Origin of the sequence: Burkholderia sp. HI2761 (genome assembly GCF_002223355.1) — a bacterium.
Taxonomy (GTDB): Bacteria; Pseudomonadota; Gammaproteobacteria; order Burkholderiales; family Burkholderiaceae; genus Burkholderia.
The window spans coordinates 1,044,853-1,062,278 of sequence record NZ_NKFN01000007.1 but is presented as its reverse complement, the minus strand read 5'-3'; the positions used below and the strand labels follow the sequence as shown (position 1 = coordinate 1,062,278).

Genomic DNA, 17,426 nt, shown 5'->3' with positions numbered 1-17,426 from the left:
CGCGCGGCCGCATGACGCGCGCCGGCGCCGACCTGCTCTACACCGACCCGCGCCTCGTCGCGGTGTACGACCTGTTCAACGCGGGCGATCGGGACTTCGCGTTCTACGCCGCCGCGATCGGCGCCGCGCCGCAACGCATCCTCGATCTCGGCTGCGGCACCGGCACGTTCGCACGACGGCTCGCGGCGGCCGGGCATGACGTCGTCGCGATCGATCCCGCACCGGCGATGATCGATTACGCGCGACGCCAGCCGGGCGCCGACGCCGTGCGCTGGTTCGCTTGCGGGCTCGACGGCCTGCCGCCCGGTGCGCCCTTCGATGCGGTCGTGATGACCGGGCATGCGTTCCAGTGCTTGCTGAGCGACGACGACATCGACGCGACGCTGCGCGGCGTGCGACACGTGCTCGCCGACGGCGGCCGCTTCCTGTTCGACACCCGCAACCCGCGCACCGAACCATGGCGAGCATGGACGCCCGCGCAGTCGGCACGCAGCGTCGAATCGCACGCATTCGGCATCGTCGATCTCCATCACGCGGTGCGGGCGATCGACGGCGCGATCGTGACGTTCGACACGCACTACTGCTTCCGCCGCGACGATACGGTGCTGACGAATACGAGCCGGCTGCGTTTCATCGCGCACGTCGAATTGCAGGCGCGCGTGGCGGCGGCCGGTTTCGCGTCGGCCGACTGGCGCGGCGACTGGCAGCATGCACCGTTCGACGAGGCGACCAGCGCGGAGATCATCGCGATCTGCCGCGCGTGAGCGCGCGTGCGGCGATTGCGTCAGCCGGCGGCGGGCAGCGTGTCCACCGCATACGCATACCGGAATCGTGCGGTGCAACCGCCCAACGCGGCACGAGCATCACGCGCACCCCTCTCGTCATCACAAGCCATCGAGCGAGCGCCGCACGCCGTCCCAATCGAGCCCGAACCGCGCGAGATACTTGCGCAACCGGTCCGCATCATTCGGCTGCTTCTTGTTCTGCCGCGACACCGCGAACAGCGTGCGGCCGGCATCCGACAGGCTCGCCGACGTACGGCACACGTCGAGCACGCGTTCGAGCTGCGCACGGTCGAACAGGTCGAGTTCCGCCGCACGCGCACCGAACACCGCGTCGACGCACGAATCGGATGCCCCCGCGCCGCCCGACGACGACCACGTGCGCGTCAGCCGCTCGACTTCCTGCCCGGCGAGCGCCTCGGTGATCCGCCCCGCCTCGGCCAGCGTTGCCATCCGCGTGACCGAGGCCGACAGTTCGCGGAAATTGCCGGCCCACGTCGCGCGCGGCGATGCCGCGAACGCAAGATAGCGCCGCTTCGCCTCCACGTTGAAACGCACCTGCTCGCCCTGCTCGCGGCCGAAACGGTCGAGCTCGAATTCGAGATTCGGCTCGATGTCCTCGCGGCGCTCGGCGAGCCCCGGCAATTCGTAAGTCCACAGGTTGATCCGCGCATAGAGATCCTCGCGGAACGTACCGGCCGCCACCATCTGCCGCAGGTCGCGGTGCGTGCCCGCGATCAGCTCGAAATCACTGGTCGCCTCGACGTCCGCGCCGACCGGCAGGAAACGCTTCTCCTCGATCGCCTTCAGCAGCATCGCCTGTTCGTCGAGCCCGAGTTCGCCGATCTCGTCGAGAAACAGCAGCCCGCCTTCCGCCGCGCGCAGCAGCCCCGCGCGCGCCGACTGCGCCCCCGTGAACGCGCCCTTCACGTGACCGAACAGCGTCGACATCGCCGCGTCGCCGCGCAGCGTCGCGCAGTTGATCTCGATGAACGGCCCCGCGAGCCGATGGCGGCCGCGCTTCAGCTCGTACACGCGCTTCGCGAGAAACGACTTGCCGGCCCCCGTCGGCCCGACCAGCAGCATCGGCGCGCGCGAACGCACGGCCACGCGCTCGAGTTGCTCGATCAGCGCATTGAAGCGCGCGTTGCGCGTCGCGATGCCGGCCTTCAGGAACGACACCGTTTCGTCGCGCTCGCGCGTGAAGCGCTGCGCGATCCGGTTGTAGCGGGACAGGTCGAGATCGATCACCGAGATCGTCCCCGGCCCGCTCGGCCCCTCGTCGGTTCGCTGCGGCGGCCCCGTCTGCACGAGGCGGGCGGGCAGGTAGCGCGCTTCCGCCAGCAGGAACCAGCAGATCTGCGCGACGTGCGTGCCAGTCGTGATGTGGATCAGGTAATCCTCGTGTTCGAGGTCGAACGGATACGCGCGTGCGTAGTCGTGCAGCGTCGCATAGACCTCCTCGAAATCCCGCGGATCGTGGATCGTGACCGGCGTGAGCCGCACGTCGGTGTGCGGCGACAGGCGCGCGAGATCGTCCCGAACCTGGTTGGCAAGGCGCGTGTAGCTCAGCGGATGCAGCAACTCGAGTCGGTCGATCGGCAGGTCGGGCTGCTCGCACAACGAGATCGTCGGCCGCCATTTGCGGTGGCGGCGCGGCGCACGACCGCCCTGATCGAGCACCGTGCCGAGAAAGCCGATTGCGACGGTTTTGCGCATGTTTATCTCATAGGATAAGAAGTGATCCAATTGTATCGGATATTCATGACGACACGATGCGGCAAGCATCGGTACCCGGCCGCGAGAGGCAAACAATTTCCCTTTAATTTCAATCACCTGAGAAATTTTGCGCAGGCCCGCGACGCCGCTGGCACGCTCCTCGCTAAATAAAGGCGCCGGATGTCCCGCTGGCCCACGAGCCAGGGTTCACACGCCCTGCTGGTGCGCCGCCGCCGAACCTCGTTCGTCGCGGCAGCGCATGCCGCCATGGACAGACGAAGGCAAAGGGGCGCGCGCCAGGATGCTTCGCCCGGGTTCGAATCCCGGGGCGCCCATTGTTCGGAAGCTCATTCAGGTCGAGCAGCCGGCGAAAGCCGGCCGGTGGCGGGTTCGAATCCCGCTCGAACGCTGTCCGCAAGGACGGTCTCGTATGAAAAGCAGTACCCGCCGGTGCGGGCCGCGAGGCCCGCCGCGCGTCGGACCGATTGCGGTTCCGCGCGATCGGCCGGGCGGCCGCACGGCCCGCGCGAATGCGCACGACGACGCAATGCAGGAGGCGTCGCCATGCACGTCGACGCCGGCCAGCGCGCCGCCTGCCCGATTGCGTCGCATCACGATCCGAACGATGCGCGTCACCCGGCGGCCATTGAAGAAAAGGACAAGAATATGTGGAAGCGTCATGTAGTGAAGAAGAACGAACGCGCGCTGCTGATGAGCGAGGGCGATTTCGTGAAGGTGCTGGAACCGGGCGTGTTCAAGGCCTTCGATCCGTTCAAGCGCCTGTCGGTGCAGACCGCGCGTCTCGACGCGCCGCTCGCCGACGAAGCGCTGGCCGATTACCTGCGGCACGACGCACAGGACGTGCTCGCGCGGTATTTCGTCGCGATGGATCTGGCCGACGACGAAGCCGGCTTGCGCTATGAAGACGACGTGCTCGTCGAAATCCTGGCGCCGGGCACGCGCCGGCTGTACTGGCGCGGCCTGACCGCGCATCGGCTGGAGCGCATCGATCTCGCGCAGGACAGCATGCTGCCCGCCGCGCTCGTGAAGCGCATCGCGCAGCCGTCGCTGCGTGCGCGCGGCGTGACGGGCCTGACGGGCGTGCTGCTGGTGCAAGTGCCGGCGTACCACGTCGGTGTACTGAAGATCGACGGCAAGATCGAGCGGTTGCTGGACGCGGGTACGTCGGGGTTCTGGCGCTTCAACCGCAACGTCGCGGTCGAACCGGTCGACCTGCGCGTGCAGGCGCTCGAAGTCGGCGGTCAGGAAATCCTGACGCGCGACAAGGTCGCGCTGCGGCTGAACTTGTCGGCGACGTGGCGCTATGCGGACGTGCTGCATGCGTTCGGCCAGTTGCAGAAACCGGTCGAGCACCTGTATCGCGAGCTGCAGTTCGCACTGCGTGCGGCCGTCGGTACGCGCTCGCTCGACGAGCTGCTGGAAGACAAGCAGTCGATCGACGAGGTCGTGATCGCACAGGTGCGTGCGCGCCTCGAAAACTCGGGCGTGGACGTGCGCAGCGTCGGGGTGAAGGATATCGTGCTGCCGGGCGACATGAAGACGATCCTCGCGCAGGTGGTCGAAGCGGAGAAATCCGCGCAGGCGAACGTGATTCGCCGCCGCGAGGAAACGGCGGCCACGCGTTCGCTGCTGAACACCGCGAAGGTGATGGAAGAAAACCCGACCGCGCTGCGGCTCAAGGAGCTGGAAACGCTCGAGCGCGTCGCGGAACGGATCGACCGCATCTCGGTGTTCGGCGGTCTCGACCAGGTGCTGAACGGACTCGTCAGCATCAAGGGCGCTTAGGGCATGAAACGGTGCGGCGCACGTGTGCCGCGCCGCGCAAATGAATGAATGGTGAAGCAAATGACTGAAACGGATTATCAGGTGATGGAACTGGCGAACGGCAAGCCGGTGAAGATGTGGACGCAAGGCGTCGCCGTCGAGGACGAAGCGCGCGCGCAACTGCGCAACACCGCGCGGATGCCGTTCATCTTCGGCCACGTCGCGGTGATGCCGGACGTGCACCTCGGCAAGGGTTCGACGATCGGCAGCGTAATTCCGACGAAAGGCGCGATCATTCCGGCCGCGGTCGGCGTCGACATCGGTTGCGGGATGATGGCGGCGCGCACGACGCTGACGGCGTCCGATCTGCCGGACTCGCTTGTCGGGTTGCGCAGCGCGATCGAGCGCGCGGTGCCGCACGGCCGCGCGCCGGGCCGCCGCGACCCGGGCGCGTGGGGCGATCGCACGCCGGCCGCCGTGACCGACGCATGGAAGTCGCTGCAACCGGGCTTCCAGCGGATCGTCGACAAGTATCCGAAGCTGGAAAAGACGAACCACTACGCGCATCTCGGCACGCTCGGCACCGGCAATCACTTCATCGAAGTATGCGTCGATGAAGCGGACCACGTGTGGTTCATGCTGCACAGCGGCTCGCGCGGCGTCGGCAACGCGATCGGCAGCCTGTTCATCGAACTCGCGCAGGCCGACATGCGGCAGCACATCGCGAACCTGCCGGACCGCAATCTCGCGTATTTCACCGAAGGCAGCCGGCACTTCGACGACTACGTCGAAGCGGTCGGCTGGGCGCAGGACTACGCGCGGCGCAACCGACAGGCGATGATGGACGCGGTGATCGGCGCGGCGCGCGGCGTGATCACGAAGCCGTTCGCGCTCGACGAGCACGCGGTGAACTGCCATCACAACTACGTGCAGCGCGAACGCCACTTCGGCGAAGACGTGCTCGTGACGCGCAAGGGCGCGGTGTCCGCGCAGAAGGGCCAGCTCGGGATCATTCCGGGCTCGATGGGCGCGAAGAGCTTCATCGTGCGCGGGCTCGGCAACCCGGAAAGCTTCTGCTCGTGTAGCCACGGCGCGGGCCGGACGATGAGCCGCACCGAAGCGAAGCGCCGCTTCACGGCCGACGATCAGGCGAAGGCGACGCAGGGCGTCGAATGCCGGAAGGACGCGGGCGTCGTCGACGAAATCCCGATGGCCTACAAGGATATCGACGCGGTGATGGCGGCCCAGCGCAGCCTCGTCGAAGTGGTGCATACGCTGCGCCAGGTGGTGTGCGTGAAAGGATAGCGCGGCGCGCGGCCGATGGCCGGCGGCCGCACGCAACGAAAAGGAAACAACAAGAATGAAAACGGATAAGGCAATGACAACCGTGCGCAGCGCACATCCGGTCGACCCGGCCGTGCGTGCGCGCGTTATGGCGGAACTCGCGGAAGTCGAGCGCCGCCACGACGTGAGCGTGCTGTTCGCATGCGAATCGGGCAGCCGCGGCTGGGGCTTCGCCTCGCCGGACAGCGATTACGACGTGCGCTTCGTGTACGTGCACCGGCGCGACTGGTACCTTAGTGTCGAACCGCAACGCGACGTGATCGAGCGGCCGCTCGACGACGAGCTCGACGTCAGCGGCTGGGAGCTGCGCAAGACGCTACAACTGCTGCGCCGATCGAACCCGACGCTGCTCGAATGGCTCGACTCGCCTGTCGTGTATCGAGAAGACGCGCGCTGGGCGCCGCGGCTGAGGTCGCTGGCGTCGGCGTTCTTCTCGCCGGTGCGCGGGCGCCATCACTACCTCGCGATGGCGAAGAAGAACTTTCGCGGCTACCTGCAAGGCGACACGGTGCGTTACAAGAAGTACCTGTACGTGCTGCGACCGCTGCTCGCGGTGCGCTGGATCGACATGGGACTCGGCATGCCGCCGATGCGCTTCGCGGATCTCGTCGAAGGCACGGTGCACGAGCCGGCGGTGCGTGGGGAGCTCGATGCGTTGCTCGCGTTGAAGATGAGCGCGAGCGAAAGCGAATACGGGCCACGTCGGCCCGCGATCCATGCGCTCGTCGAGACGATGCTCGCCGATGCCGAACACGATCGCGAATACAAGCGGCCGTGGGGCGATGTGGCGATGCTCGATACGTTCCTGCGCGACGTGGTCGACGGTCGATGAAAGACAAACGGTGCGATGCCTGCGGGCATCGCCGTTTCCGCATCTGCACGCGCCCGCCGGCTGCCGGCGAGCAACCCGCGTGCCCGCACGCTACGCGTCGTCTCGCCGAACGCAGCCCCGGTGCGGCGGTATACTCGTGGTCTCATTCGGCACAGCGCACCGCGTCGTGCGCGGCTGCACTCGACGTGCACCGCTTGCTGACGATGCGCTTGCAGTCCGACGTCTTCCGCCCGCCCGTTCACTGCCGATACGAACCGTCATGTCGCACCGCCTTTCGCTCGCCCTCGCCGCCCTCCTCGCCACTTCCCCGCTCGCCGCGCAGGCTCGCCCGCTCGCGCGGCCGCCGGTCGAGCGCGATTTCAAGAGCTGGTCGGTCGTCTGCGACAACGGCAATCGCTGTATCGCGGAAAGTCACGCCGACGATATCGACGATGCACGTCCCACCCTCATCCTGCGCGTGACGCGCGATGCAGGCCCGGACGCGCAACCGTCGCTCGACCTCTACGCATCGGCGCCGATCGACTTGCGCACCGCACGCGTCGATGGCCGGCCGTTCGATGCGATGCCGGCGCAATGGCATGCTTTCGGCGATACGGCCGACGACGAAGCGCACCCGTTCCGGGTCCGGACCAACGATCCGGCCACGGTGGCCGCGTGGCTCGCCGCGGCGCGCAATGCACAACTGCTGAGCTTTGGCGATCCGGCGTCGGCGCACACCGCGCGGACGCCGTTGGCGGGATTGAATGCCGCGCTGCTGCTGATCGACGACACGCAGGGCCGCGTCGGCACGGTCACGGCGCTGTTGCGCCCCGGCACCCGGCCTGCGTCGTCGGTGCCGGCCGCGCCCGCACTGCCGCCCGCGGTCACGCCCGCGCCGCCGGCCGCCTCGACCCTGTCGACCGCCGAACAGCGTCCGCTCGTCGACGCGGTCCTCGCGAAATTCGGCGCCGACGTGAAGCAATGTGCGGCCGATGTCGAAGACGAAATGTCGGCGAGCGACCGCAGGAAAGCGTCGAGAGCCGTCGCGATTTCGTCCGACGAGGCGCTCGTCGCGATTCCGTGCCAGACCAGCAGCCTGTATAACCACACCGACCTGTGGTATCGCGTGCGCCGCAGCGCTCCGTACATGCCGGCCGCGATGAATTTCGGCGAGAACGCGAGCGCGGGCCTCGATTCGGCGTCGTTCGCGAACGAGCTGACCGACGCCGGCTACGATTCCGCCAGCGCGACGCTGTCGAGCACGGTCCGGTTGCGCAGCGCCGGCGATTGCGGCTCGACCGCGTCGTGGGTGTTCGACGGCCGGCGCTTCGTGCTCGACGACCTCGCGACGCACGGCACCTGCAACGGTCTGTTCCAGGCTCAATGGCCGCGCCTGTATCGCCGGGCCGATGCGGCCGACAGCCCGCACTGACGCGTCACGTCACGCGGCGCCGACGATCGAGATCGAGAATCCGTCCCAGCCCTTCTGCCCGACCGTCTGCACGGCGGTCGTCATGAGCGCCGGCTCGGCCGCGAGGCGCGCGAATCCGTCGCGCACGCCGACCACGTCCGGCTCGCGATTGCCGGGATCGGCCACGCGCCCGTTCCGCACGACGTTGTCGACGACGATCACCGTGCCGGGCCGCGACAACTTCAGCGCCGCGTCGAGATAAACGGCGTTGTTGTCCTTGTCCGCATCGATGAAGATGAAATCGAACGGCGCCTCGCCGGCGTCGACGAGCCGCGCGAGGCTCTCCTTCGCGCTGCCGACCACCACCGACACGACCGCCGCGAACCCCGCACGCGCGATGTTCTGCGTCGCGACCTTCGCGTGTGCCGGGTTCAGCTCGAGCGTCACGAGCGAGCCGCCCGGCGGCAACGCGCGCGCCAGCCAGATCGTACTGTAGCCGCCGAGCGTGCCGACTTCGAGGATCCGCCGCGCACCGCGGATCGTCGCGAGCAACTGCAACAGCTTGCCCTGGTTCGGCGCGACGTTGATCGCGGGCAGCCCGGCCGCGTCGCTCGCCGCCAGCGCGGCGTCGAGCGCGGCGTCGGACGGCACGAGCGTCGCCGAGAAATACGCATCCACCTGGTTCCACCGATCCTGATCCATCGCACACCTTTCGTCTGCGGAAAAAGGCATTCTATGCGCCGCGCCGCGATAAGCAACACACCATTCGTTCTAAGAGCAGCCGTACACGTGCTCCTATAATCGCCGGACGGCAGGACCCTCGACCTTCACAACAACAAACGGAGCACCCATGACCGATCAGGCCAATCCGAACTGGCGCCTCGAAACCATCGCCGTGCACGGCGGTTATCGTCCCGATCCGACCACGCGCGCGGTCGCCGTCCCGATCTACCAGACCGTTGCGTACGCATTCGACGACACGCAGCACGGCGCCGACCTGTTCGACCTGAAGGTCCAGGGCAACATCTACACGCGGATCATGAACCCGACGACGGACGTGCTCGAGCAGCGGATCGCCGCGCTCGAGGGCGGCATCGGCGCGCTCGCGCTCGCGTCGGGGCAATCCGCCGTCACGTACGCGATCCAGACGATCGCCGAAGCCGGCGACAACATCGTGTCCGCGAGTTCGCTGTATGGCGGCACCTACAACCTGTTCGCGCATACGCTGCCGCAATACGGGATCACCACGCGCTTCGCCGATCCGCGCGATCCCGCATCGTTCGCACCGCTGATCGATTCGCGCACGAAGGCGATCTTCGCGGAATCGGTCGGCAACCCGCTCGGCAACGTCACCGACATCGCCGCGCTCGCCGAGATCGCGCATCGCCACGGCATCCCGCTGATCGTCGACAACACGGTGCCGTCGCCGTATCTGCTGCGCCCGTTCGAACACGGCGCGGACATCGTCGTGCATTCGCTGACGAAGTATCTCGGCGGGCACGGCACGAGCCTCGGCGGCGCGATCGTCGATTCGGGCAAGTTCCCGTGGGCCGAACATGCGGACCGCTTCAAGCGGCTGAACGAGCCGGACGTCAGCTATCACGGTGTCGTCTATACCGACGCGTTCGGAGCGGCCGCCTATATCGGCCGCGCCCGCGTGGTGCCGCTGCGCAACATGGGCGCGGCGATCTCGCCGTTCAACGCGTTCCAGATCCTGCAGGGGATCGAGACGCTCGCACTGCGTGTCGAGCGAATCAGTGACAACGCGCTGAAGATCGCTCAGCATCTCGCGCGCCACGAGCACGTCGAATGGGTGAACTATGCGGGCCTGCCCGATCACCCCGATCATCCGCTCGTCGCGCGCTACCTGTCGGGTCGCGCGCCGGGCATCCTGACGTTCGGCGTGAAGGGCGGTCGCGACGGCGGCGCGAAGTTCCAGGATGCGCTGAAGCTGTTCACGCGGCTCGTCAACATCGGCGATACGAAGTCGCTCGCGACGCACCCGGCATCGACCACGCACCGTCAGCTGTCGCCGGCCGAACTCGCGAAGGCCGGCGTGAAGGAAGAAACGGTGCGGCTGTCGATCGGCATCGAGCATATCGACGACCTGCTCGCCGATCTCGACCAGGCGCTCGCGCAGCTTTGACCGGAACGGGCGCGCCGGCATGCCGGTGCGCCCGCATCAAACCGCTTGACCCTGGAGCGGCTTCAAGGTGTTCAATCCCCGGTTGATGCCGGGGCGGCGCCCGGCGCGGACGATCGTGCCACGCAGCCTTCGCTGCGACACGCCAACCGCCGAGAGGCTATCCGCCTATTCCCCAGAATCAGGCAAGCCCTTGCTTCGCGCGCCGCCGCTGCACGAGCCAGTCGAGCAGTTGCCGCCCGTCGCGCTCGCCGAACCAGCGCGCGTGCCCGATCAGGTAGCCGTCGTACGCGATGTCGACGATCGCCGGCGCATCGATGATGCAACCGAAATACGCGACTTCCGACAGCGCGAACTCCGTATGCACGATCGGCAACAGCGCGACCAGCGCCGCATACGCGTCGTCGCTCAACGGTTCGAGCGATTCGTAGCCGTCGAGCAGCGCATCGATCTGGTCGTATTCGATGCGCCGCGCATCGGCCGGCGCCATCCAGTCGACCGTATTGCGCTCGATCGCGAGCGCGAGGTCCATCACCGCGCAGGTGCGGTCCGACAAGCCGAAATCGAGCACGGTCCGGACCTGCGCACCGGGCCCCGCATCGGTCCACAGCAGGTTCGACGCGTGCCAGTCGCCGTGCGTCCACAGCGGCGGCAACGCGGGCAGCAGCGGCACGAGGCGGGCGTGATACGGGCCGATCGCGTCGGCCACGTCGCCACGCCAGTCGCGCGAGCCGAGCGCGCGCACGAGCAGCGGCTGCGCGTCGACCCAGCGTTCGAGCGCGCCCGCCAGATCGGCGGACGACAGCACGCGAAAGCTCGACAGCAGCGTGCGCACGGGCCGCGCGGGCGCATCGTAGCCGGCCGACGCGCGATGCAGTTCGGCGAGCGCGCGGCCGGCCGCATACGCATGCGAAGGATGCGTGAACGGCTGCCACGACATCACGCCGCGATACGGATCGACGCCGGGCGCGAGCACGTGCACCTCGTACGTCCATTCGCCGGACGCAAACGCGGTCGCACCGTTGCGATCGGCCAGCACGTCCACCACCGGAACGCCGCGTGCGCGCAGATGCGCGATGAAGCGATGCTCTTCCTCGAGCCCCGCGACATCGCGCAGGCTCGCGTGATGACGCTTGACGAACAACCCGCGCCCGTCCGCCATCCGCACCAGCACGGCCGCCGCGAACTGCCGCGGGCTGTGCCACGTCAGCCGCACCGGCTCGCCCGCGCCGTCGATCCGCGCGAGCACGGCCGCCACTTCATCGTGCGTCATCAGCGGCCAGTCGCGTTCGGCCTGCTCGCCGTCCACGCCGAATTGCGGCGGCGCGACGTCGCGCGACAGGGGGCCGTCCGGCTCGAGGGGGAATGACATGAACGGCGTTGCTCCGTAGTTGAATCAGCGCGCGCCGCCGCCCGATGCGAGCGGGCCGGCGGCGGCCGCGCGCAATGCGGTGGCCGTCCGGCTCCAGTCGCGCCAGCCGACGACGGCCAGCCCGATGAACAGCGCATAGAGTCCGGCCGTCAGATACAGTTCCTTGAACACGAACATCCCGACGTACACGACGTTCACGACGATCCACAGCCCCCACGACGCGATGTAGCGCCGTGCGGTCCAGTATTGCGCGACGAGGCTGAACGCGGTCAGCGACGCATCGACGAACGGCAGCGCCGCATCGGTCCAGCGCGCCATCATCCCGCCGAGCAGCGCGCTGCCGACGACGGCCGCGATCAGGTCGGGCAGCATCTGCCGTGGCCGCACGCCGGTCACGGGCGCGACATCGCCGGCTGGCGCCGCCTCGCCGTCGGCACCGCCGGCGGCCTCGCTCGCGCGCTGCGCGAGCCAGCGCTGCCAGCCGTACACCTGCAGCACCGCGAACGCGCCCTGCAGCAGCATGTCGGAATACAGCTTCGCGTCGAAGAAGATCCAGCCGTACAGCGCGACCGATGCGAGGCCGACCGGCCAGCACAGCATGCGCCGTTTCGCGGTCAGCCAGATCGCGAGCGCGCTGACGATCACGCCGGCGATTTCGAGTGGGGACATCGTCTGTGCTCTCCTGATGGGCTGCCGGGGCCGCGCGTCACGCAGCCGATTCCGGTCGGTCAGAAATCATAGGTCAACGACACGCGCGCGGTGCGCGGCGCACCCGGGAACAGGTACGCATCGCCCTGCTGCTCGCCTGCGTCGCGCCAGTAGAATTTGTTGAACAGATTGTCCACCGACACGCGCAACACCGTGCGATGGCCGCCGATCTTCGTCGTATAACGCGCGCCAAGATTGAACACGAACCACGACGGTACGCGCGCGGTGCCTTCCTCGTTCGCGTTGCGCGCCGCGCTGTATTCCACGCCGCCGAGCACGTTCAGGCCCGCGACGCCCGGCACCGCGTAGTCCGCATACAGCGACGCGCGCAGCGCGGGCACGTTGATGATCTGGTGCCCTTCGTAGGCCGGCGAGCCCGAATCGACCGCGCGGGCGCGGATCGCCGCGACGCTGGCCGTCAACCCCAGCCGCTCGGTCACGCGACCGGCCGCGCCGAGCTCGATTCCCTGGTGCCGCTGCGTGCCGCGCTGCACGAACGTGTAGGTGGTGCCCGACGCGTCCGGGTCGGCGAACTGGAACGGCTTGCTGATCGAGAATACGGCGGCCGTGAGGCTCAATCGGTCGAGCCAGTCGTATTTCGCGCCGACCTCGAACTGGTGCGATTCGACGGGCGGCAGGAACGCATACGCGTTAGTCGCGCGCACGGGCGCCTGGTCGCCGAGCGACAGCGCCTTGCTGTACGACGCATACAGCGACAGCACGTTCACCGGCTTGTAGACGAGCGCGACCTGCGGCAGGAACACCGAGCGGTCGGTATGCGTCGTGTCGCCGTCGGCGCTGCTCCAGCTGCGCTGGCGCAGCAGCACTTCCTTGCCGCCCGCGAGCACCTGCCAGTGTTCGCCGATGCTGATGCGGTCAAGCCCGAACACGCCGTACTGCCACGCGTCGAGGCGCGGATACGACGGCCCGGGCGAATTCGGCGACGGCGAGAAGGTCAGGTCGGGCCCGTAGACGTTCTCGCTGCCCACGTAGTCGTACACGGCGTCGGCCATGTGCACGACGCGGCGCTGCACGCTCACGCCGAGCGTCAGCTCGTGCCGCAGCGGCCCCGTCGCGAACTTGCCCGTCGTGACCGCGCGCAGATCGTCGTTGCGCCGGTATTCGCCGGGGCTGCGGAAATCGTACACGTCGTAGTCGCCGTTCGCGCCGAAGAAGAACGGCGACGTCGCGCCGGCCGCGCAGCTTGCCGCATACGAGCAGCCGTATGCGAACGCGCTATTGTCGTCGATCATCGTGCGACTGCGCCCGGCGGCGACGTAGGCCTTCCAGTCGTCGTTGAATTGATAGTCGAAACGCGCGTTCAGGTTCAGCGCATCGGTCGTCACCGGTTTCGCCCACGGCTGCGTGCCGAGCGCCTTCGACGTCGTCTTGACCGACGGCACGACGGTGCCGCCGAGCAACTGGTAGCCGGGCGCGGAACGCTGGATCCACTGCTGGAATTCGGCATTGAGCTGCAGGCTCGCGCGCGGACTGATGTCCCAGTCGGCGGCGATCGAGCCGAACGTGCGCCGCCCGTTCGTGCCGTCGATATAGGAGTGCATGTTCTCCTTCGCCGCATTGATCCGGAACCCGAACTGATGGTCGGGGCCGAAGCGGCGGCCGAGATCGACGGCCGCCGACGTCGAGCCGCGGCTGTCGACGCCGCCCGTCACGCTCGCGACGTTCGCCGAGCGCTTGGTCACGAAGTTGATCACGCCGCCCGGCGCGACGACGCCGCTGTCGATGCCCGCCAGCCCTTTCAGGATCTCGACGCGCTCCTTGTTCTCGAGCGGCACGTTCTGCTCGCCGGACACCGTCAGTCCGTCGATCCGGATCGCGCTCGCGAGATCGACCGGAAAGCCGCGAATCGCGAAGCCTTCGAAATAGCCGACCGGCGCATAGTCGTTGACGACCGATGCATCGTTGCGCACGACGTCGCTCAAGCGCTTCGCCTGCTGATCGTCGATCAGCGCGCGCGTGACGACGTTCACCGACGCCGGCGTGTCGCGCAGCGGCGCGTCGTCGAGCCCCGCGACCGACGCTTCGCGCGCCCGCAGCGGGTGGCTGCGCTCGCCGCTCACCGTGATCGCGGGCAGCGTCGCGTTGCCGGTCGCGTCTGCGCCCGGTGCGGGCGTGTCGCCCGGTGCCGCCGCGGCCTGCGCCGCGAAAAGCGTGACGCCGAGGCCGACACCGAGCCCGACCTTCGCGCGCCGCCGCCGTGCGGGCGCCGCTGTTGTTCTATTCACCGTCATCGTTCTGGAAGGAAAACTCGCCACTCGACCCTGTCGAAACCCGTTGGAAGCTGCGAAGCGTACGCCCGCGGACGCTGCCGCGCTCGTCACCGCACGCGTGCGTCGACACGATATTCATCGGACGAACCGGACCATGCGGCATGCCAGCGGGCCGACCGGTCGGAACAACGCAGGATGGGACATCGGATTCGGAGGACGCGCCGGAAACGACGCAGCGGCCAACGGGTTCGTCGGGTGCCTGTCGTGCGGCCGGCTGCCTCGCGCGGTCGTGTCATGCGGGGGACGCTTCGAACGCCCCGGTGCAGGCGGCGGGCATGCGCGCCGGCCGTTCATCGGAACGGCGGCCTGCCCGGCGCGCGACATCGCGGCGTGGCGCGCATTTTACCCCGGGCGGGGCGAAGGGCCGCGGAATCGGGCGGATCGGGAAACGGAGAAGGCGGGAACGGGAGCAAGCGGCGCGGGCGGCGCGGGCGGCGCGGGCGGCGCGGGCGGCGCGGCAGCGGCAGCGGCAGCGGCAGCGGCAGCGGCAGCGGCAGCGGCAGCGGCAGCGGCAACGATAACCACAACGGCAACGATGCGCTCACGATCCGCATCGTGCGCGCCGGCCTCCGACCCCGGCGTCATGGTGCGCCGGGCAGAACGCGTGGAACCGGAGCGAAAATAGCGGCCCGCTACCGGTGCATCGGCCGTTCGCTCAGAACCCCTGCATCGTCAGGTCGGATCGACGACCAGATGCACGACGCCGTAAATGACCGCGCCGACCGGCAGCGCGAGCAGGATCGCCACGAACGGCAGCAGCGTGAAGTTGGCGTTCGCGAGATCGGTCGCGTGCGCCTAGCTGTTGCGCACGCCGAAGAAACTCCACAGGACCAGGCGCGCCATGCCGAGCAGTTTCATGCTGGGCTCCTTTATCGAATCGGTTGACGCTATCGCCGAGCCGGACGGCATCCGAAAAAAGAAGCAGTTGCGCGCGCTTTTCGCGCAGCAGGCCAGCTGCGGCCGCATGCCGCACGCGCGTCAGCGGTCGAGCACGAGCGGCTCCGTGGCCCCTTGCACGGGCCGCGCGACGCACAGCAGCGCGCAGCCGGGCGCGACCGGCGCATCGGGCGTCTGCTCGTAGTCGACCGCGCCGGACAGCACACGCGTCGCGCACGTGCCGCACGAACCAGAGCGGCATTCGGACGGCACGGCCACGCGCTGCCCTTCCGCGAATTCGAGCAGCGTGCCGTCGGCGGGTGTCCATGCGGCTTCGCGCCCCGTGCGCCGGAACACGACCGGCACGCTGGCCGCCGTGGGCGCGGCAGCCGAGCGGGTCGCACTGCGCGAGACGCTCGACGGCCCGAACGCCTCGAAACGGATACGCTCGTCCGGCACGTTCAGCGCGCGCAGCCCGTCGTACAGGTCGCGCATGAACGCCGACGGCCCGCACAGGTAGAAGTCGTAGTCGTCGAACGACAGGATCCGCTTCAGTTGCGCGATGTCGATGCGGCCTGCCCGCGCTGCCGTCCCTTCTTCAGGACGACTGTCGAACCAGTGAATCGACAGGCGCGCATCGGCGGCCGCGATGCGCGCCAGTTCGGCGGCAAACGGCCGCTCGGCTGCTTCGCGTGCGCCGTGCACGAACACGACACGACGCGACGGCGTGTCGTCGGCCAGCGCCCGGCGCAGCATCGCGACCATCGGCGTGATGCCGATGCCGGCCGACACGAGCACGGCCGGGCGCGGGCTCGCGAGATCGAACGCGAAGCGGCCGCGCGGCATCTGCGCGTCGAGTGTCATGCCCGCCCGCGCATGGTCGTGCAGCCACGCCGATACACGCCCCTCGCGCTTCACGGTGATCCGGTAATGCGCGCCGCCCGGTGCATCGGACAGCGTGTAGCTGCGAATCGACGGCGCGTCGCTGTCCGGCAGCGCGATGCGCAGCGTCAGGTGTTGACCGGCTTCGTACGCAGGCAATGCGCCGCCATCCGCCGGTTCGAAATGGAACGACCGGATCGCACGCGCTTCGTCGACGATCTTCGCGATGCGCAGCGGCCGCCATGCGGGCGCCGATGCCGGCGCGGCCGCGGACGGCACGGGTCCGGCCGTTGCCGCCGCGCCGCCCGACGATGCTGCCATCGCCGCGAATTGCGGCGCGCGCTCGACCGCCGACCACCGGAACGGCAGCACTGTCCGCACGCGCCGCACTTCCCGCACATGGAAACGCACGACGCGCTGCGCGCCGTCGAACGACGCGACGACCGGCCCGTCCCACACGATCTCCGCGTGCGCGGCGACATACAGCACATCGCCGCTGTCGAAATCGACGAACAGCAGCCCCGCGCGCGGATCGTGCTGCAGGTTGCCGAGCGTATTGAAGAACCGGTTGCCGCTGAAATCGGGCGTCGTCAGCGTGCGGGCATCGTCGACGCGCACGAAGCCCGGCATTCCGCCGCGATGCGACACGTCCGCGCCGCGCGCCGCGCCCGCGTCGGCCGACGTGTTCGCACTCGCGACGAAGAACGTATCGGCCTGCGCGAGCAGTGCGCGGTCCGCGTCGCTCAGCGCGTCGGACACGTCGGGCGCGACGGATGCGTCGACGTCCCGCGCGACGAAGGTCGGCTTGCGGCCCTGGATGTACTTCGCGCAATTGCCGAAGCTCTGCTCGACCGCGATCGTCAGCGCATCGCCGTCCGCCGCGCGCACGACGCCGTTCACGCGATTGCGCCGCCGCGTATCGAATTCGATCCCGAGCCCGCCGAACGGCGCGCCCGCCTGCCACGTGCCGGCCAGCGGGTCGCCCGGCAGCGCGCGCGCCGCGATGCGCAGCGTGCGGGCGTCCGGCGACGTGACGAAACCCGGCGCACCGGCCCGCAGCGTCGCCCATGGCCGGCCATGCGCATCCACGCCGCCGAGCACGAAGAACGGCAGTTGCGCGAAAAAAGCCCGGTGCTGCTCCGGCATGAAACGCCGGATGCCGCGCCGGCCGGCCGCGCCCGCCGCGTCCGTCACGCCTGCGCGCTGCTGCACGGCAAGCTCGCCCGCGTGAAACGGCGCGGTGTCGAGTTCCCAGCCCGGTACGACGGTGCTCGGCGCATTCATTGCGTCCTCCTGAACAGG

The 17,426-nt window shown here is 68.7% G+C and carries 12 protein-coding genes, 1 tRNA gene and 1 pseudogene; 7 read left to right on the top strand and 7 right to left on the bottom strand.

What is annotated here, in order from left to right; genetic code table 11:
• Positions 1-11: 11 nt before the first annotated feature.
• Positions 12-764: a class I SAM-dependent methyltransferase gene (locus CFB46_RS22375; protein WP_089501320.1), complete on the top strand. Its 753-nt coding sequence runs from the start codon at positions 12-14 to the stop codon at positions 762-764.
• Positions 765-884: 120 nt separating this feature from the next.
• Here CFB46_RS22375 and rtcR read toward each other — a convergent pair whose 3' ends face one another.
• Positions 885-2,501 (bottom strand): RNA repair transcriptional activator RtcR, encoded by a 1,617-nt coding sequence (gene rtcR, locus CFB46_RS22370; protein ID WP_089501319.1) that lies wholly within the window; start codon positions 2,499-2,501, stop codon positions 885-887.
• A 336-nt stretch (positions 2,502-2,837) separates the two neighbouring features.
• On the opposite strand from rtcR, the gene CFB46_RS36020 reads away from it, so the two are divergent.
• From CFB46_RS36020 to CFB46_RS22350, 5 genes are all read left to right on the top strand, one after another.
• Positions 2,838-2,910, top strand: a tRNA-Phe gene (locus tag CFB46_RS36020).
• A 257-nt stretch (positions 2,911-3,167) separates the two neighbouring features.
• Positions 3,168-4,307 carry a slipin family protein gene (locus CFB46_RS22365; protein WP_089502302.1) on the top strand — a complete coding sequence of 380 codons (1,140 nt, stop codon included), beginning with the start codon at positions 3,168-3,170 and terminating at the stop codon, positions 4,305-4,307.
• A 60-nt stretch (positions 4,308-4,367) separates the two neighbouring features.
• Complete coding sequence (locus CFB46_RS22360) at positions 4,368-5,591, top strand: RtcB family protein (protein ID WP_089502301.1); 1,224 nt, start codon at positions 4,368-4,370, stop codon at positions 5,589-5,591.
• A 55-nt stretch (positions 5,592-5,646) separates the two neighbouring features.
• Entirely contained in the window at positions 5,647-6,462 is an 816-nt protein-coding gene (locus tag CFB46_RS22355) for a nucleotidyltransferase domain-containing protein (RefSeq protein WP_089501318.1), read from the top strand.
• A gap of 259 nt (positions 6,463-6,721) precedes the next feature.
• The gene (locus tag CFB46_RS22350) at positions 6,722-7,873 is read left to right on the top strand and encodes a DUF1176 domain-containing protein (protein WP_179235102.1); all 1,152 of its coding nucleotides are present in this window, start codon (positions 6,722-6,724) and stop codon (positions 7,871-7,873) included.
• Positions 7,874-7,882: 9 nt separating this feature from the next.
• Here the strand turns inward: CFB46_RS22350 and CFB46_RS22345 are convergent, their stop codons facing one another.
• Entirely contained in the window at positions 7,883-8,554 is a 672-nt protein-coding gene (locus CFB46_RS22345) for an O-methyltransferase (protein WP_027782390.1), read from the bottom strand.
• A 148-nt stretch (positions 8,555-8,702) separates the two neighbouring features.
• On the opposite strand from CFB46_RS22345, the gene CFB46_RS22340 reads away from it, so the two are divergent.
• Positions 8,703-9,998, top strand: coding sequence for an O-acetylhomoserine aminocarboxypropyltransferase/cysteine synthase family protein (locus CFB46_RS22340; RefSeq protein ID WP_089501316.1), 1,296 nt, complete (start codon positions 8,703-8,705; stop codon positions 9,996-9,998).
• Between the two features lie 178 nt (positions 9,999-10,176).
• Here CFB46_RS22340 and CFB46_RS22335 read toward each other — a convergent pair whose 3' ends face one another.
• From CFB46_RS22335 to CFB46_RS22310, 5 genes and pseudogenes are all read right to left on the bottom strand, one after another.
• Positions 10,177-11,367: a phosphotransferase enzyme family protein gene (locus CFB46_RS22335; RefSeq protein WP_027782388.1), complete on the bottom strand. Its 1,191-nt coding sequence runs from the start codon at positions 11,365-11,367 to the stop codon at positions 10,177-10,179.
• 24 nt (positions 11,368-11,391) lie between these two features.
• Entirely contained in the window at positions 11,392-12,036 is a 645-nt protein-coding gene (gene pnuC, locus CFB46_RS22330; RefSeq protein ID WP_027782387.1) for a nicotinamide riboside transporter PnuC, read from the bottom strand.
• 59 nt (positions 12,037-12,095) lie between these two features.
• Positions 12,096-14,327 carry a TonB-dependent siderophore receptor gene (locus CFB46_RS22325; RefSeq protein ID WP_089501315.1) on the bottom strand — a complete coding sequence of 744 codons (2,232 nt, stop codon included), beginning with the start codon at positions 14,325-14,327 and terminating at the stop codon, positions 12,096-12,098.
• 694 nt (positions 14,328-15,021) lie between these two features.
• Positions 15,022-15,224, bottom strand: a pseudogene (locus CFB46_RS36555) (DUF2970 domain-containing protein).
• 120 nt (positions 15,225-15,344) lie between these two features.
• Positions 15,345-17,408, bottom strand: coding sequence for a pyridoxamine 5'-phosphate oxidase family protein (locus CFB46_RS22310; RefSeq protein WP_089501314.1), 2,064 nt, complete (start codon positions 17,406-17,408; stop codon positions 15,345-15,347).
• Positions 17,409-17,426 lie beyond the last annotated feature (18 nt).

Excerpts from the sequence above, each read along its gene's own strand:
- CFB46_RS22360 (WP_089502301.1), top strand. The coding sequence starts at position 4,368 with ATGACTGAAACGGATTATCAGGTGATGGAACTGGCGAACGGCAAGCCG.
- CFB46_RS22335 (WP_027782388.1), bottom strand. The coding sequence starts at position 11,367 with ATGTCATTCCCCCTCGAGCCGGACGGCCCCCTGTCGCGCGACGTCGCG.
- CFB46_RS22355 (WP_089501318.1), top strand. The coding sequence starts at position 5,647 with ATGAAAACGGATAAGGCAATGACAACCGTGCGCAGCGCACATCCGGTC.
- rtcR (WP_089501319.1), bottom strand. The coding sequence starts at position 2,501 with ATGCGCAAAACCGTCGCAATCGGCTTTCTCGGCACGGTGCTCGATCAG.
- CFB46_RS22350 (WP_179235102.1), top strand. The coding sequence starts at position 6,722 with ATGTCGCACCGCCTTTCGCTCGCCCTCGCCGCCCTCCTCGCCACTTCC.
- CFB46_RS22325 (WP_089501315.1), bottom strand. The coding sequence starts at position 14,327 with ATGACGGTGAATAGAACAACAGCGGCGCCCGCACGGCGGCGGCGCGCG.
- CFB46_RS22365 (WP_089502302.1), top strand. The coding sequence starts at position 3,168 with ATGTGGAAGCGTCATGTAGTGAAGAAGAACGAACGCGCGCTGCTGATG.
- CFB46_RS22340 (WP_089501316.1), top strand. The coding sequence starts at position 8,703 with ATGACCGATCAGGCCAATCCGAACTGGCGCCTCGAAACCATCGCCGTG.
- pnuC (WP_027782387.1), bottom strand. The coding sequence starts at position 12,036 with ATGTCCCCACTCGAAATCGCCGGCGTGATCGTCAGCGCGCTCGCGATC.
- CFB46_RS22310 (WP_089501314.1), bottom strand. The coding sequence starts at position 17,408 with ATGAATGCGCCGAGCACCGTCGTACCGGGCTGGGAACTCGACACCGCG.
- CFB46_RS22345 (WP_027782390.1), bottom strand. The coding sequence starts at position 8,554 with ATGGATCAGGATCGGTGGAACCAGGTGGATGCGTATTTCTCGGCGACG.
- CFB46_RS22375 (WP_089501320.1), top strand. The coding sequence starts at position 12 with ATGACGCGCGCCGGCGCCGACCTGCTCTACACCGACCCGCGCCTCGTC.